We start from the raw sequence: 14,653 nt of genomic DNA on the forward strand, positions 1-14,653 counted from the left end.
CCGGCCTGCACGCGTCATTGCTTGATGACGTCAGCCCCCTTGGGCGGGGTAAAGCGGAACACGTTGGCCGGCAGTTGCGGATTCTTCTGGATGTTCGAGAACGTCAGCAAGGTCGTGTTTCCGAAGGCATCGCGCAGCTCCATCCCCTGCAGCTCGCCGCTGCGGAAACCGATGGCGATGCGTTCGAACTGGGTGTCCTTGGCCTTGGGGGTAAGTTCAGCCCAGTCGATGCCGTCTTTGGTACCGCCTTCCTTGAGCGTGAAGTTCTTGGCCAGATCGTTGCTGCCGAACAGGATGGCGGCCGGGCTGGAGCCCAGCGAGGCATCAAGCTTGCGCTCCGTGATCTGGTTCAGGTCCTTGTCGAAGATGTAGAGCGTCTGGCCGTCGGCCGAGAGTTGCTGCTCGTACGGCTTCACATAGCGCCAGACGAAGCGGCCCGGGCGCGAGAAAACGAAATCGCCGCTGGACGTGCCGGCCACGCGCAGCGGGCTGCCGTTGGTGCCGCCCTTCACCTGCCGCTGCACGAACTCACCGCGCGCGGTGCTGACGTTGCTCACGAAGGCGTTGAGCTGTTCGACTGCCCCCGCGTAGGCGCCGGCAGACCATGCCGCCAGCGAGACCAGCCCGGCGGCCATCAGGTGACGTGCTTTCAACACAAACATAGGAATTCCGGTTTCAGTTGATCTTGTTATTAGTGGCCGGCCGCGCCGGAACATTCCGCCCGCGCGGTAACGCGATGTAACTGCAAATGCGGGCAGCGTCATTCCTCTTCGACGACGTTGCCGTTGCGGTTGGGCGCCAGGATTTCGCGGTTGCCGTTGCCGGACATGGCAGACACAAGGCCCGCCTTTTCCATGTCCTCAAGCAGGCGTGCGGCGCGGTTATAGCCGATGCGCAGGTGGCGCTGCACCAGCGAGATCGACGCGCGACGGTTCTTGAGCACCACGTCGACCGCCTGGTCGTACAGCGGATCAGCCTCACCGCCGCCCGCACCGACAAGGCCAGCACCGCCACCAAAGCCATCGACGCCGCCCTCGCCATCAGCCAAGCCGCCTTCGAGAATCCCTTCGATGTAGTTCGGCTCACCCTGCGCCTTGAGGTTATCGACGATGCGGTGGACTTCCTCGTCCGACACGAACGCGCCGTGCACCCGCACCGGCAAGCCGGTGCCGGGCGCGAGATACAGCATGTCGCCCATGCCGAGCAGTGCCTCGGCCCCCTGCTGGTCGAGAATGGTGCGCGAGTCGATCTTGCTGCTGACCTGGAACGCGATCCGCGTCGGCACGTTGGCCTTGATCAGGCCCGTAATCACGTCCACCGACGGACGCTGCGTCGCCAGCACCAGGTGGATGCCGGCGGCACGCGCCTTCTGCGCAATCCGTGCGATCAGTTCTTCGACCTTCTTGCCGACCACCATCATCAGATCGGCCAGCTCATCGATCACGATGACGATCATGGGCAGCTTGTCGAGCGGCTCCGGCGCGTCGGGCGTCAGGCTGAACGGGTTGGGAATCTTTTCTTCGCGCGCGGCGGCTTCTTCGATCTTCTTGTTGAAGCCGGCCAGGTTGCGCACGCCCATCTTGCTCATGAGCTTGTAGCGGCGCTCCATTTCGCCCACGGCCCAGTTGAGCGCGTGGCCGGCCTGGCGCATGTCGGTCACGACCGGGCACAGCAGGTGCGGAATGCCTTCGTAGATGCTCAACTCCAGCATCTTCGGGTCGATCAGGATCAGGCGCACCGCGTCGGCCTTCGCCTTGTACAGCAGCGACAGGATCATCGCGTTGATGCCGACCGACTTACCGGAACCCGTGGTGCCGGCCACCATGCAGTGCGGCATCTTCGCCAGATCGGCTACGACCGGCTTGCCGGCAATGTCCTTGCCCAGCGCGAGCGTAAGCTGCGATGCGCTCTCGTTGTAGACCTGCGAACCAAGAATCTCCGACAGGCGCACCGCCTGGCGCTTCGGGTTCGGCAGCTCCAGGCCCATGTAGTTCTTGCCCGGAATCGTCTCGACTACGCGGATCGACACCAGCGACAGCGAACGCGCCAGGTCCTTCGCCAAGTTGACGATCTGGCTGCCCTTGACGCCCGTGGCAGGCTCGATTTCGTAGCGCGTGATGACCGGGCCCGGATAGGCCGCCACCACCTGCACTTCCACACCGAAATCCTTGAGCTTCTTCTCGATCAGGCGCGAGGTGAATTCCAGCGTTTCGGCGCTGACGGTCTCCACAACCGGCGGGATCGGATCGAGCAGCGCCAGCGGCGGCAGATCGGAATCGTGAATATCGACAAATAGCGGCTGCTGCTTTTCGCGCTCCACGCGCTCGCTCTTGACCACGGCGGTCGGGCGCACGATCTGCACCGGCGGCGATTCTTCAATGCGCACGCGGCGCGTTTCGACCACTTCTTCGCGCTCGACCTTGGCCGCCTCGCCGATGGCCCGGTCCTGTTTGCACTCCCGGCGCGTCTTGAAGCCGACGAACAGCATCTCGACGCCCGCACCGATCTGCTCGGCGAGGTTCAGCCACGAAAAATGGAAGAACAGCGACAGCCCGACCAGGAATGCAAACAGCAGCGCCAGCGTGCCGCCCGTGAAGCCCAGCGAATGCTGCATCGCACCGCCGATCACATCGCCCAGCACGCCTCCCGGTGCACGCGGCAGCTTCATGTGCAGCGAGTACATGCGAATGGCTTCCAAGCCCATGCTGGAAGCCAGGATGAGCGCAAAGCCGATCCACGTGACACTGGCATCAACACGCGCCGTGGCGGTGCGCGGTAGACGCTCGTCCGACATCAGCTCGCGCCAGCCGCGCCAGACCCTGCGCACGAGCAGCACAGCCCACCAGTAGGCGGACGCACCAAAGACAAACAGCAGCAGATCGGCCAGCCACGCGCCCACGCGGCCGCCCAGGTTGCGGATCTCGTCGACCTGGCTGGCGTGGGTGAAACCGGGGTCGGCCCGGTTGTATGACAGGAGAATGATCAGGAAGGCGATGGTCACCGCCAGCATCAGGAACCAGCGGACCTCCCCCAGCAGCCGGCCAATGCGGGACGGCAGTGCGGACGGATCGGTGCGGGTTGTCGGAGTGGTGGAAGCTCGAGCCATGCGGGAGACGCGGAGAGACGGATGTGCCGCTCGGGCGAGGCCGCGCGGCTTGGGACAGCACAAATACGATGCCAAGGATTGTAACGCGGCCCTATCACCGCCATTGGAATTTACAACCGGGCGGGCGAGGGGGTGCCACTTTATAATGGCGCCCATCACCCTCACCTAGCCTGCACGGCGGCGCTCCACCCCTCGTGCCGCGCACACACAGAACGCATCATGGCAAAACACGCAAAAGTGCTGATCCTTGGCTCCGGCCCCGCCGGTTACACGGCCGCGATTTACGCTGCCCGGGCCAACCTGAACCCGGTGCTGGTCACCGGCCTGGCGCAGGGCGGCCAGCTGATGACCACCACCGACGTGGAAAACTGGCCCGCTGACAAGGAACACCTGCAAGGCCCCGAGTTGATGCAGCGCTTCCTGGAGCACGCCGAGCGTTTCAACACCGAAGTGCTGTTCGACCACATCCACACCGCGCATCTGAACGAAAAGCCGATCCGCCTGGTGGGCGATTCCGGCGAATACACCTGCGACGCGCTGATCGTCTCCACCGGCGCCTCGGCCCAATACCTGGGCCTGCCCTCGGAAGAAGCCTTTGCGGGCCGCGGCGTGTCGGCCTGCGCCACGTGCGACGGGTTCTTCTACAAGGGCCAGGAAGTGGCCGTGGTCGGCGGGGGCAACACCGCCGTGGAAGAAGCGCTGTACCTGGCCAACATTGCCAGCAAGGTCACGCTCATCCACCGCCGCGACAAGTTCCGCGCCGAACCGATCCTGATCGACCGACTGCATGAGCAGGAGAAGAAAGGCAAGATCGAGATCAAGACGAACATGGTGCTCGACGAGATCCTGGGCGATGACTCCGGCGTGACGGGCGCCCGGCTGAAAGGCACGCACGAAAACGAAGGCAAGACCGAAGAGATCAAGGTGGCGGGCGTGTTCATCGCCATCGGCCACAAACCGAACACCGACATCTTCCGCGGCCAGCTCGATATGAACGACACGGGCTACATCCGTACGAAAAGCGGCCTGGACGGCATGGCCACCGCCACCAACATCCCGGGTGTTTTTGCCGCCGGCGATGTGCAGGACCACATTTACCGCCAGGCCATCACCAGCGCCGGCACCGGCTGCATGGCTGCGCTGGACGCCCAGCGCTACCTGGAAAGCCTGGAATAAGCTTCATCGCCCCGGGTCTCCCGGGCGCAGACAACGCGGCCGATGGGTAACCATCGGCCGTTTTGCCATGTGCGGCGCCTTCGTATAATCGACAGACGCTCCACCTCGATGTGCTCGCCTCCCCTTCATCATGAAACGCGCCTCCTCCCCCGCCAACAAGCTCAGCCTGACCGACCTGGCCAGTCTGCGTGACCAGCTCAAGCACGAGACGGAGGCACGCGAAGCCGAGCGGCAGCGCGCTGAAGCCGCTGCACGCAAGGCCGCCGAAGAGGCCAACGTGTTCCGAGCCAGCATCGGCGCGGTCAGCGCGCTGCGCCAGAACAAGCGCGTCGAACATCCGCGCAATCCGCCCGCGCCCGACCCAGTGCACTCGCGCGCCGAAGAGCAGACCGTGCTGCGCGATTCCCTGTCGGATGAATTCGACGTGGACAACTTGCTCGAAACCGACGACACGCTGTCCTACCGGCGCCCCGGCATTGGCGACGACGTGCTCAAAAAGCTGCGCCGCGGCGAGTGGGCCACGCAAGACCAGATCGACCTGCACGGCATGCGCCGCGAAGAAGCCCGCGAGGCGCTGGCCGCCTTCCTGCGCCGGGCGGTACAGCGCGGCATCCGCTGCGTGCGCGTGATCCACGGCAAGGGCCTCGGCTCGCCCGACAAAACGCCGGTGCTCAAGGGCAAGGTTCGCTCGTGGCTGGTGCAGAAGGAAGAGGTGATCGCCTTCGTCGAGCCGCGCAACACGGCGGGCGGCGCGGGCGCCGTGCTCGTGCTGCTGCGCCAGCCGTACGGCTCCTGATGCGCAGTCGGACAGCACACACATGCACGTAACACGCCTGCAGTTGGTGATGCACTGGGTGGAGATCCTCGCGGTCTTCTCGTTTGCCGTCTCGGGGCTGGCCGAGGCCAAGCGGCGGCGCCTCGATGCCGTGGGCGCGTTCATCGTCGCGTTCCTGACCGCGTTCGGCGGCGGCACGCTGCGCGATCTGTTGCTGGATCGGCGGCCCTTCTACTGGATCGAGCACGAGCAATACCTGCTTGCGCTGTTCGTGATGAGCCTGTTTGCCAACTGGGTGATCCGGCTGGTGAGCCAGCTGGTTTCCGACCGCGTGCTGATCGTGGCCGACGCCATCGGCTTGGGGCTCTTTGGCGTGCTCGGCACGCAACTGGCGCTGGATGCGGGCGTGCCGATCTTCGTGTCGGTAATGATGGGCGTGATCACGGCGGCCTTTGGCGGCCTGCTACGCGATGTGGTCTGCAACGAAGTGCCCATGCTGCTGCGGGACAATCACCCGTACGCAACGTGCGCATTTCTCGGGTGCTTCCTTTACGTCGGGCTGACGCACACGGACCTGCTGCCGAGCGTGTCCGTGGTGATCGCCACGCTGGCGATCGTGATCGGGCGGCTGGTGACGCTGCGCTGGAACATCACCCTGCCGCGTTGACCCACGCTGACCGGCTCGAGCGCGCCGGCCAAACATTGCGGCTTCAGACCGCTGCTTCGTCCTTCTCGCCGGTGCGGATGCGGATCACCTGCTCCACCGGCATCACGAAGATCTTGCCGTCGCCGATCTTGCCGGTCTTGGCCGCCTTGACGATCGTGTCGATCACGTTTTCGACCTGGCTCTCGGCCACCACCACCTCGATCTTGATCTTCGGCAGGAAGTCGACCACGTATTCCGCACCGCGATACAGCTCGGTGTGGCCCTTCTGGCGGCCGAAACCCTTGACCTCGGTGACGGTCAGGCCGGTCACCCCCACGTCGGCGAGCGACTCGCGCACTTCGTCCAGTTTGAAGGGCTTGATGATGGCGGTGATTTGTTTCATGGGTGTCTCGCTCACTAGTTGGTGAAGTATTCAAGCGTCCAATAATACTGGAGCCGGCTAATGCGCACATCCTGGGCGATGCCGGCCACCGTTTGCAGCAGCGTCGGATCGTCGGGAAAATTCTTCAGCACGTCATGCTCGCTGCCGTCGCGCAGGGGGCGCCGCTGCCACGTGTTGCCATATTCGTCGTTGTAGGCAATGGGCGTGCTCGATCCAAACACATACTGGTTATCGAACCACAGCACGCGTACGCCGGGGCCCAAGGCGCGGTGCACGCCTTCGACGTGCCGGCGCAAATGCTGCAGCGGCACATGCGACCACCAGCAGCCCGCCGTCATCACGTCGAACGTGCCGGGCGCGAAGGGCAGCGCATCGTTGTCGGCACGCACGAACGCCGCCCCGGCGATGCCCTTGTCACGGGCAATGCGCAGCACAGCGTCGTTGTAGTCCGCGCCGACGATGCTGCGCGCCTCCGTCATCACCTCGGTCCAGAAACCGGTGCCGCACGCCAGATCCAAGACCCGCGCACCACGGGTCACGTCGCGCACGCGCGCCTTCAACCACGCCAAGTCGCCCTGCCGCTCGGGCTTCGTGTAGATGCGCTCGTATTCGGGCGCGCGCTTGGCGTAGTAGTCGAGCATGACCGCGGCTTACTCTTTGAAGCGCGACGTGATCGGATACCGCCAGTCGCGGCCGAACGCGCGCTGCGTCACGCGAATGCCCACCGGCGCCTGACGCCGCTTGTATTCGTTGATCTTGATGAGGCGCACGATCTTCTGTACGTCGGCCTCGGCAAACCCATCCGCGATGATGTCGGCCACCGGCTGGTTCTGCTCCATGTAGCGCTGCACGATGGCGTCGAGCGCATCGTATTCGGGCAGGCTGTCCTGGTCGGTCTGGTTCTCGCGCAGCTCGGCCGATGGCGCGCGGGTCAGGATGCGCTCGGGAATCACTTCCGACAACGTATTGCGATAGCGGCACAGCCGATACACCAGCGTCTTGAAGATGTCCTTGATGACGGCAAAACCGCCGGCCATGTCGCCGTATAGCGTGCAGTAACCGACGGCCATTTCGCTCTTGTTGCCAGTGGTGAGGACGATGCGGCCGCTCTTGTTGGACAACGCCATCAGCAGCGTGCCGCGAATGCGCGCCTGGATATTTTCTTCCGTCGCATCTTCGGGCAACCCGCGGAACTCCTCCGCCAGTGCGCCCTTGAATGCGTCGAACATCGGGCTGATGGCGATTTCGTCGTACTGCACGCCAAGGCGGGCCGCCATGTCGCGCGCGTCCACCCACGAGATATCTGCCGTGTAGCGCGAGGGCATCATCACCGCGCGTACACGGTCGGCGCCCAGCGCATCGACGGCAATCGCAAGCACCAACGCCGAATCGACGCCGCCCGACAAGCCGATGATCGCGCCCGGGAAGCCGTTCTTGCCGAGGTAGTCGCGCACGCCCAGCTTGAGCGCCTCATACACCTGGGCTTCGAGCGAGGCCTCCGGCACGATCGTACCCGGCAGGGCGCGTCCGCCATCGAACTGAACGTAGCCGACGCCCTCCACAAACTGCCCCATCCGCACGACAACGTTGCCTTCGGCATCAAGCACGAACGAGCCCCCGTCGAACACGAGTTCATCCTGCCCGCCGACGAGGTTTGCATACACATGCGGCAAGCCCGATTCCTTCACACGGGCACCGATGATCCGCTCGCGCAGGTCTTCCTTGTCGAGATGGTACGGCGAGGCGTTGGGGATCAACACAACCTGTGCGCCGGCGGCCTTGGCATAGGCCGTGGCCGTGGCGTACCAGGCGTCTTCGCAGATGATGACGCCGAAGCGCGTGCCGTCCACTTCGAACACAAAGGGCTCGGTGCCGGGCTGGAAGTAGCGCTTCTCGTCGAAGACCTCGTTGTTGGGCAGTTCCAGCTTGTTGTACCGGCCGACCACACGGCCATCCACGGCCACCGTGGCGCTGTTCGTGGGCTTGGGCAGCACGCCGGGCGCCGGGGCTTCCAGCGAGAGTTGCGGGTGCCCGATCAGCACGTGCAAACCCGGGAAGGCCGCCAGCTCGGCGATGAGCGCGTCGAGCGCACGCGCGCTCGCATCGATAAAGGCCGGGCGCAGCAGCAGGTCTTCGGGCGGATAACCGGTGAGGGACAGTTCCGGCGTGAGCAGGATGCGCGCACCAGCCTGGTGCGCTTCGCGCGCGGCGGCGACGATGCGGGAAGCATTGCCGGCGAAATCGCCGACGGTGCAGTTGATCTGGGCGAGAGCGACAGAGACGGTCATGGGGGCAATGTGGATTGCAAGCGCGGCATCCGAAGCTCGAATTAGAATCGGCGGCATGACCTCTCGCCCCCTTGCTCCCGAGCCTCAAGCGCGCGCTGGTTCGCGACACGAATTGGCCGATTATCGCACGCGACTTGTGACCGATCTGCGTGACATCGGCCGCGATGCCTGGGACGCCCTGCTCGCCCTGCAGCCCGAGGCAACGCCTTTTCTGCGCTTCGATTTCCTGCACGCCCTGCATGCGAGCGGCAGCGCGTCGCCCGACACCGGCTGGTCGCCGCAATACCTGACACTGTGGCAAGACGGCCCCGACGGTGAAATGCTCGCCGCCGCTGTGCCGCTGTACGTGAAAGGTCACTCCTATGGCGAGTACGTCTTCGACTGGGCCTGGGCCAATGCGTACGCGCAGCACGGGCTCGAGTACTACCCGAAATGGCTGTCGGCCATCCCTTTTACGCCGGTGCAGGGCGCGCGACTGCTGGCGCGGGATGCGGCTGCCCGCGCAGCGCTGGTCGAAACGTTGCTGACAGTGGCGCGACAGAGCACGTTGTCATCGCTGCATGTGCTGTTTCCCACTGCCGGTGAAGCCGAGCAACTGCGCAGCGCCGGCATGCTGCTGCGGCAAGGCGTGCAGTTCCACTGGTGCAATCCGGGCTTCGCCAGCTTCGACGACTTCCTCGCCGCGCTGGAACAGAAGAAGCGCAAGAATATCCGCGCGGAGCGGCGCCGCGTGCATGAGGCCGGCATCACCTTCCGTCACGTCCCCGGCGCAGCCGCCACGGACGCCGACTGGCGCTTCTTCCATCGGTGCTATCGCACCACTTACCGCGAGCATCACTCGTCGCCGTATCTGAACCTGGAGTTCTTCCGCGAGATCGGCCGGACGATGCCGGAAAACCTGCTTCTGGTGATCGCCTCGCGTGATGGCAACGACATCGCCAGCGCGCTGCTGGTGCTGGACATGCGGCCTGAGGCGTCCGTCATGTACGGCCGCTACTGGGGTGCGGTGGAACATCACCCCTGCCTGCACTTTGAGACGGCGTATTACCAACCGCTGACGTACTGCATCGCGCACGGCATCCGCACGTTCGAAGGTGGTGCGCAAGGCGAACACAAGATGGCACGCGGCTTCGAGCCCGTGGCGACGCTGTCGGCACACTGGCTGGCGCACCCCGCATTTGCCGATGCGGTGGGCAGGTTCCTCGACCGCGAAACGGCCGGCATGGAAGCGTATCTGGACGAGTTGACGGACCGCTCACCGTTCAGGCAGCGGCAAGAATCGGATTAGCAAGGGGAAATAGCGGAGGCGGCGGTGAAGGCAGCTTCCGCACGAACGGCGGACGCGGAGGTGAAGCTTAGTGCGCGGCGGGCTTCTGTTGGGCGATTACGCAGTGTGGTGCATTCGCATCGACAGCCACTGTGGCCGGTGCGACGGCACGCTCGCCAGCGTGCGCTGCGTCCGGCGGCCCCACCAGCAATGCCCACACGGTGAATGCAGCCATGGCTGCCGCGGAAAGCACGGGAACGACAACGGTCTTGTTCAACATCGCAGTACCAAGGGTTGGAGTCAAACTTGACGGGGAGTCTAGAGGGGTCGTTTCCGGTGGGCAAATGAGCGTTTCTTAAATCTCTGTGTAGCAGAACTACCGGGCGGTAAGTATGCGCAATTCAGCAAAATATTCGTGAAACGCATACAACACCGCCGCTGGGCAAAGATGGCGATCTGACGCGAATTACCGAATGGCCGCACGCAAGGCGGACAGCGGCTCTGCAAAGAAAAAATCCCGGCGCTCCATCCAAAGGCCGGGATTTGTCAGACACGCCGTACAGCGAAATCGTGAAAGTGCTTACTTCTTATAGTTGGCGACGCCGTCGACGATTTCCTTGTGGGCTTCTTCAATGCCGCCCCAGCCTTCGACCTTGACCCACTTGCCGGCTTCCAGCGCCTTGTAGTGCTCGAAGAAGTGCTTGATCTGGTCCAGCAGGTTCTGGCCGATGTCCGACAGATCGGTCATGTGGGCGGTGGCCGGGCTGAGCTTGTTGACAGGCACGGCAACCAGCTTCGCGTCCACGCCCGATTCGTCCGTCATCTTCAGCATGCCCAGCGCACGGCAGCGCACCACGCACCCGTGGATGAGCGGGAACGGCGTGACGACCAGCACGTCGACCGGGTCACCGTCGCCCGACAGCGTCTGCGGGATGAAGCCGTAGTTGGCCGGGTAGCGCATGCCGGTGCCAACGAAGCGGTCCACGAACAGCAGGCCGGTTTCCTTGTCGGCTTCGTACTTGACCGGGTCGCTCTGCGCCGGGATCTCGATGATGACGTTGAAGTCGTTGGGGATGTCCTTGCCCGGCGAGACGTTGTTGAAGCTCATGGAAATGCTCCGGAGTGCGCGAAGTGCGTAAAGACGCGACGCAAGTGGTTAGAAGGAAGCGTAGAAAACTGTCGGCGGGAATTATAGCCTTTCACATCCGGCCGCTCGCCCTGCCCGCGCCACACCCGTGCGAAAATTGCACGTTGCCGATCTTTGCAGGATCCCCCCATGCATGCCCAGCACTTCATCGCCAACCGTCTGATGTCGCCCGATTCGGGGATGCGCATCAAGGTGTTCGATCCGTCCGACGGCCAAGCCTTTGCCGAGATTGCCCGCGGCAATGCCACCGACATCAACGTGGCCGTGCACGCTGCGCGGCGTGCGTTCGAGGGCGTGTGGGGCCAGTTGGCACCGGCCGAGCGCGGCCGCGTACTCATGCGCGTAGCCTTGCGCCTGGCCGATCACGAAGAAGAACTGGCCCGCCTGGAAGCCCGTGACACCGGCAAGCCCATGCGCCAGGCGCGCGCCGATGCCCGCGCCGTGGCCCGCTACTTCGAGTTCTACGCCGGAGCGGCCGACAAACTGCACGGGCAGACCATCCCCTATCCGGCCGACACCACCGTGTTCACCGTGCGCGAGCCGCATGGTGTGACGGCGCACATCATCCCGTGGAACTACCCGATGCAGATCTTCGGGCGCAGCGTGGGCGCAGCATTGGCGGCGGGCAACGCGTGCGTGGTCAAGCCGGCGGAAGACGCGTGCCTGTCGGTCCTGCGCATGGCCGAGCTCGCTGCCGAGGCGGGTCTGCCCGATGGCGCACTCAACATCGTGACCGGCTACGGCCACGAAGCCGGTGCGGCGCTGGCGGCGCATCCCGGGATCAACCATGTGTCGTTCACCGGGTCGCCGGAAACGGGCAAGGCGATTGTGCGTGCGGCCGCTGAGAACCACGTGCCGGTCACGCTTGAGCTGGGCGGCAAATCTCCACAGATCGTGTTTGCCGACGCCGATCTGGAAGCCGCCATTCCGGCTGTGGTGAACGGCATCATCCAGAATGCGGGGCAGACCTGCTCCGCCGGCAGCCGCGTGCTGATCGAGCGCAGCGTGTACGAGGCAACGCTGGACCGGTTGGCCATGGTGTTTGAATCAATCCGGGTCGGCCCGTCGTCACTGGATCTGGATTGCGGCCCGCTCATCAACCCCAAGCAGCAGCAGCGCGTGTGGGATTTCGTCTCCGATGCGCAGCACGCCAACATCCCCGTGATGGCGCAGGGCCAGGTGGTGGCCGAGGCGCCCGAAACCGGCTACTACCAGGCGCCGATGCTGCTGCGCGATGTGCCGCACACGCACCGCCTGGCACAGCAGGAGGTGTTCGGCCCGCTCCTGGCCGCCATGCCGTTCGACACCGAAGCCGAAGCTCTGGCGCTGGCCAACGGCACACCGTACGGCCTGGTGGCCGGCGTGTGGACGAACGATGGTGGCCGGCAGATGCGCCTTGCGCGCAAGCTCAGGGCCGGCCAGGTCTTCATCAACAATTACGGCGCGGGCGGTGGCGTTGAACTGCCCTTCGGCGGAACAGGCCAATCGGGCCATGGGCGCGAAAAGGGCTTTGAAGCGCTCTACGGCTTCACCACGCTCAAGACCATCGCCATCCGCCACGGTTGAAGTGCAAGGCAGCATCCACCCACAACACGAGGAGACACCATGCGGCTTGCCGGCAAGATCGCCATCGTTACGGGCGCGGGTTCGGGTTTCGGAGAAGGCATTGCCAACACCTTTGCCCGCGAGGGCGCGCGCGTCGTCGTCAATGACCTGAATGCGGAGGCCGGTGAACGCGTGGCCAGCGCCATCCGCGTGGCCGGCGGCGATGCGCATTTCGTGCAGGCCGACGTCTCGAATGGCGATTCCGTTGCCAAGCTGCTGGGCGCCACGCTGGCGCGCTATGGCGGTCTGGACATCGTCGTGAACAACGCCGGCACCACGCACAAGAACAAGCCCCTGCTGCAGATTACCGAAGACGAGTTCGACCGCGTGATGGCCGTCAACGTGAAGAGCATTTACTGGACGGCGCGTCACATCGTCCCGCACTTCCGGGAGCGCGGCGGCGGCGTGTTCGTCAACGTGGCGTCCACGGCGGGCATCCGGCCGCGGCCAGGGCTCGTCTGGTACAACGCCAGCAAAGGCGCCGTCATCACAGCCAGCAAGGCGATGGCGGCCGAGCTGGGCCCGGACAAGATCCGCGTGAACTGCGTGAACCCGGTGATGGGCGCCACGGGCCTCATCGAGCAGTTCATGGGCGTACCCGACACCCCCGAGAACCGTGCGCGCTTCCTGGCGACGATCCCGATGGGGCGGCTCTCGACGCCGCAGGATGTGGCCAACGCATGCCTGTACCTGGCGTCGGATGAGGCCGAGTTCATTACCGGCGCGTGCCTGGAAGTGGACGGCGGGCGCTGCGTATAAACCCTGCCGGCGAGCGTATTGGCGCGCCCGCCCGAGAAGCGCAGAATGCTGTGGCGGTTTTCCAGGCCGGGGTAGGTAACGAGGAGCACTCGGCCTGAACTCACAATAACTCCGGAGACCCGATGGCCACCACCACCCCACCCACCTCACCGGTCGGCGGCGCAGGCACGCTGCCGCCCCAGTCCACAAGCGCATTTGAAGAAGCCACTTACCGCAAGGTGACGTGGCGCCTCGTTCCGTTCCTGCTGCTGTGCTACGTGGTCGCGTACCTCGATCGCGTCAACGTTGGCTTTGCCAAGCTGCAGATGCTCAACGACCTCAAGTTCAGCGAGACCATCTACGGCCTCGGCGCCGGCATCTTCTTCATCGGCTACTTCCTCTTTGAAGTGCCAAGCAACGTGATCCTGCATCGCGTGGGCGCGCGCATCTGGATTGCGCGGATCATGATCTCGTGGGGCGTCATCTCGGCAGCCATGATGTTCGTGACCACGCCGGCCATGTTCTACGTGATGCGCTTCCTGCTCGGCCTGGCGGAAGCCGGTTTCTTCCCGGGCATCATCCTGTACCTGACGTACTGGTATCCCGCGCAGCGGCGCGGGCGCACCACCACGTTCTTCATGACGGCGATCGCGCTCTCTGGCGTGATCGGCGGCCCCATCTCGGGCTGGGCGATGAAGGCGTTTGCCGGTGTCTACGGCCTGGCCGGCTGGCAGTGGATGTTCCTGATCGAAGGGATTCCGTCGATCATCGTGGGCATCTTCGTGCTGGCGTATCTGGACGACCGTATCAACCACGCAAAGTGGCTGACCGACGAAGAGAAGGCCCTGCTCGCCCGCAACATCGCCGCGGAAGACGCCGACAAGGAAGACCCGCCCATCGGCACCGTCCTGGCGAGCCCGCGCGTATGGCTGATGAGCCTGATTTACTTCACCTTCGTGATGGGCCTGTATGGCGTGAGCTTCTGGCTGCCGACGCTGATCAAGCAGACCGGCGTTGCCGATCCGTTCTCAGTGGGCTTGCTGACGGCGATTCCGTACGGCGCGGCCGTGGTCGCGATGGTCTTGGTGGCCCGCAGCGCCGACCGCCTGCGCGAGCGCCGCTGGCACATCGCAATTCCTGCAGTGGTGGGCGCGGTCGGGCTCGTGCTGTCGGCCGTCTGGCACACCGACACCACGCTGGCCATGGCGGCGCTCACACTCGGCACCATGGGCATCCTGACCACGTTGCCGCTGTTCTGGAGCCTGCCGACCGCATTCCTGGCGGGGACCGGCGCGGCCGCCGGCATTGCGCTGATCAATTCGCTGGGCAATCTCGCGGGCTTCCTGAGCCCCTACGCCGTCGGCTGGCTGAAAGACGCCACGCAGAGCACCGATTCGGGCATGTACATGCTGGCCGCGTCGATGGTGCTCGGTGCGATCCTCACGCTTTCCGTGCCGGCACGGATGGTGAACAAATAGGCGTCGTGATCAGCAAGAAAAAAA

At 64.6% G+C, this 14,653-nt stretch carries 14 protein-coding genes; 7 read left to right on the top strand and 7 right to left on the bottom strand.

The window, feature by feature from the left end; translation table 11 throughout:
* Nucleotides 1-14 precede the first annotated feature (14 nt).
* Both lolA and N5B55_RS11235 read right to left on the bottom strand, forming a co-directional pair.
* Nucleotides 15-662, bottom strand: coding sequence for an outer membrane lipoprotein chaperone LolA (gene lolA / locus N5B55_RS11230; RefSeq protein ID WP_116575410.1), 648 nt, complete (start codon nt 660-662; stop codon nt 15-17).
* A gap of 98 nt (nt 663-760) precedes the next feature.
* The gene (locus N5B55_RS11235; RefSeq protein WP_304538215.1) at nt 761-3,106 is read right to left on the bottom strand and encodes a DNA translocase FtsK; all 2,346 of its coding nucleotides are present in this window, start codon (nt 3,104-3,106) and stop codon (nt 761-763) included.
* Between the two features lie 219 nt (nt 3,107-3,325).
* On the opposite strand from N5B55_RS11235, the gene trxB reads away from it, so the two are divergent.
* The 3 genes from trxB (at nt 3,326) to N5B55_RS11250 (ending at nt 5,724) form a co-directional block, all read left to right on the top strand.
* A complete protein-coding gene (gene trxB / locus N5B55_RS11240; protein WP_304538216.1) occupies nt 3,326-4,282 on the top strand; it encodes a thioredoxin-disulfide reductase in 957 nt (318 codons plus the stop codon).
* 130 nt (nt 4,283-4,412) lie between these two features.
* The gene (locus N5B55_RS11245) at nt 4,413-5,078 is read left to right on the top strand and encodes a Smr/MutS family protein (protein ID WP_304538217.1); all 666 of its coding nucleotides are present in this window, start codon (nt 4,413-4,415) and stop codon (nt 5,076-5,078) included.
* 22 nt (nt 5,079-5,100) lie between these two features.
* Nucleotides 5,101-5,724 (top strand): trimeric intracellular cation channel family protein, encoded by a 624-nt coding sequence (locus tag N5B55_RS11250; RefSeq protein WP_065859894.1) that lies wholly within the window; start codon nt 5,101-5,103, stop codon nt 5,722-5,724.
* A 43-nt stretch (nt 5,725-5,767) separates the two neighbouring features.
* Here the strand turns inward: N5B55_RS11250 and N5B55_RS11255 are convergent, their stop codons facing one another.
* The 3 genes from N5B55_RS11255 to N5B55_RS11265 are packed head-to-tail and all read right to left on the bottom strand — an operon-like array spanning nt 5,768 to nt 8,394.
* Entirely contained in the window at nt 5,768-6,106 is a 339-nt protein-coding gene (locus tag N5B55_RS11255) for a P-II family nitrogen regulator (protein ID WP_004631293.1), read from the bottom strand.
* Between the two features lie 14 nt (nt 6,107-6,120).
* Complete coding sequence (locus N5B55_RS11260) at nt 6,121-6,747, bottom strand: class I SAM-dependent methyltransferase (RefSeq protein ID WP_304538218.1); 627 nt, start codon at nt 6,745-6,747, stop codon at nt 6,121-6,123.
* 9 nt (nt 6,748-6,756) lie between these two features.
* Nucleotides 6,757-8,394 (bottom strand): NAD+ synthase, encoded by a 1,638-nt coding sequence (locus N5B55_RS11265; RefSeq protein WP_154206658.1) that lies wholly within the window; start codon nt 8,392-8,394, stop codon nt 6,757-6,759.
* Between the two features lie 55 nt (nt 8,395-8,449).
* Between N5B55_RS11265 and N5B55_RS11270 the strand changes: the two genes are divergently transcribed.
* Nucleotides 8,450-9,682, top strand: coding sequence for a GNAT family N-acetyltransferase (locus N5B55_RS11270; protein ID WP_304538219.1), 1,233 nt, complete (start codon nt 8,450-8,452; stop codon nt 9,680-9,682).
* Nucleotides 9,683-9,749: 67 nt separating this feature from the next.
* Here N5B55_RS11270 and N5B55_RS11275 read toward each other — a convergent pair whose 3' ends face one another.
* Together N5B55_RS11275 and ppa are read right to left on the bottom strand one after the other, a co-directional pair.
* A complete protein-coding gene (locus N5B55_RS11275; protein WP_253912974.1) occupies nt 9,750-9,896 on the bottom strand; it encodes a hypothetical protein in 147 nt (48 codons plus the stop codon).
* Between the two features lie 345 nt (nt 9,897-10,241).
* Nucleotides 10,242-10,769 carry an inorganic diphosphatase gene (gene ppa, locus N5B55_RS11280; protein ID WP_012762538.1) on the bottom strand — a complete coding sequence of 176 codons (528 nt, stop codon included), beginning with the start codon at nt 10,767-10,769 and terminating at the stop codon, nt 10,242-10,244.
* 168 nt (nt 10,770-10,937) lie between these two features.
* Between ppa and N5B55_RS11285 the strand changes: the two genes are divergently transcribed.
* The 3 genes from N5B55_RS11285 to N5B55_RS11295 all read left to right on the top strand — a co-directional run bounded on the left by N5B55_RS11285 (nt 10,938) and on the right by N5B55_RS11295 (nt 14,629).
* Nucleotides 10,938-12,374 carry an aldehyde dehydrogenase family protein gene (locus N5B55_RS11285; RefSeq protein WP_065859897.1) on the top strand — a complete coding sequence of 479 codons (1,437 nt, stop codon included), beginning with the start codon at nt 10,938-10,940 and terminating at the stop codon, nt 12,372-12,374.
* Nucleotides 12,375-12,413: 39 nt separating this feature from the next.
* Nucleotides 12,414-13,172, top strand: coding sequence for an SDR family oxidoreductase (locus N5B55_RS11290; RefSeq protein ID WP_304538220.1), 759 nt, complete (start codon nt 12,414-12,416; stop codon nt 13,170-13,172).
* Between the two features lie 122 nt (nt 13,173-13,294).
* Nucleotides 13,295-14,629, top strand: coding sequence for an MFS transporter (locus N5B55_RS11295; protein WP_065859899.1), 1,335 nt, complete (start codon nt 13,295-13,297; stop codon nt 14,627-14,629).
* The last annotated feature ends 24 nt before the right edge of the window (nt 14,630-14,653 follow it).

Source organism: Ralstonia pickettii, from assembly GCF_030582395.1.
GTDB lineage: Bacteria > Pseudomonadota > Gammaproteobacteria > Burkholderiales > Burkholderiaceae > Ralstonia > Ralstonia pickettii_D.

What these genes read in the sequence shown, in the direction of transcription:
- lolA (WP_116575410.1), bottom strand. Translation starts at nt 662, where the DNA reads ATGTTTGTGTTGAAAGCACGTCACCTGATGGCCGCCGGGCTGGTCTCG.
- N5B55_RS11235 (WP_304538215.1), bottom strand. Translation starts at nt 3,106, where the DNA reads ATGGCTCGAGCTTCCACCACTCCGACAACCCGCACCGATCCGTCCGCA.
- trxB (WP_304538216.1), top strand. Translation starts at nt 3,326, where the DNA reads ATGGCAAAACACGCAAAAGTGCTGATCCTTGGCTCCGGCCCCGCCGGT.
- N5B55_RS11245 (WP_304538217.1), top strand. Translation starts at nt 4,413, where the DNA reads ATGAAACGCGCCTCCTCCCCCGCCAACAAGCTCAGCCTGACCGACCTG.
- N5B55_RS11250 (WP_065859894.1), top strand. Translation starts at nt 5,101, where the DNA reads ATGCACGTAACACGCCTGCAGTTGGTGATGCACTGGGTGGAGATCCTC.
- N5B55_RS11255 (WP_004631293.1), bottom strand. Translation starts at nt 6,106, where the DNA reads ATGAAACAAATCACCGCCATCATCAAGCCCTTCAAACTGGACGAAGTG.
- N5B55_RS11260 (WP_304538218.1), bottom strand. Translation starts at nt 6,747, where the DNA reads ATGCTCGACTACTACGCCAAGCGCGCGCCCGAATACGAGCGCATCTAC.
- N5B55_RS11265 (WP_154206658.1), bottom strand. Translation starts at nt 8,394, where the DNA reads ATGACCGTCTCTGTCGCTCTCGCCCAGATCAACTGCACCGTCGGCGAT.
- N5B55_RS11270 (WP_304538219.1), top strand. Translation starts at nt 8,450, where the DNA reads ATGACCTCTCGCCCCCTTGCTCCCGAGCCTCAAGCGCGCGCTGGTTCG.
- N5B55_RS11275 (WP_253912974.1), bottom strand. Translation starts at nt 9,896, where the DNA reads ATGGCTGCATTCACCGTGTGGGCATTGCTGGTGGGGCCGCCGGACGCA.
- ppa (WP_012762538.1), bottom strand. Translation starts at nt 10,769, where the DNA reads ATGAGCTTCAACAACGTCTCGCCGGGCAAGGACATCCCCAACGACTTC.
- N5B55_RS11285 (WP_065859897.1), top strand. Translation starts at nt 10,938, where the DNA reads ATGCATGCCCAGCACTTCATCGCCAACCGTCTGATGTCGCCCGATTCG.
- N5B55_RS11290 (WP_304538220.1), top strand. Translation starts at nt 12,414, where the DNA reads ATGCGGCTTGCCGGCAAGATCGCCATCGTTACGGGCGCGGGTTCGGGT.
- N5B55_RS11295 (WP_065859899.1), top strand. Translation starts at nt 13,295, where the DNA reads ATGGCCACCACCACCCCACCCACCTCACCGGTCGGCGGCGCAGGCACG.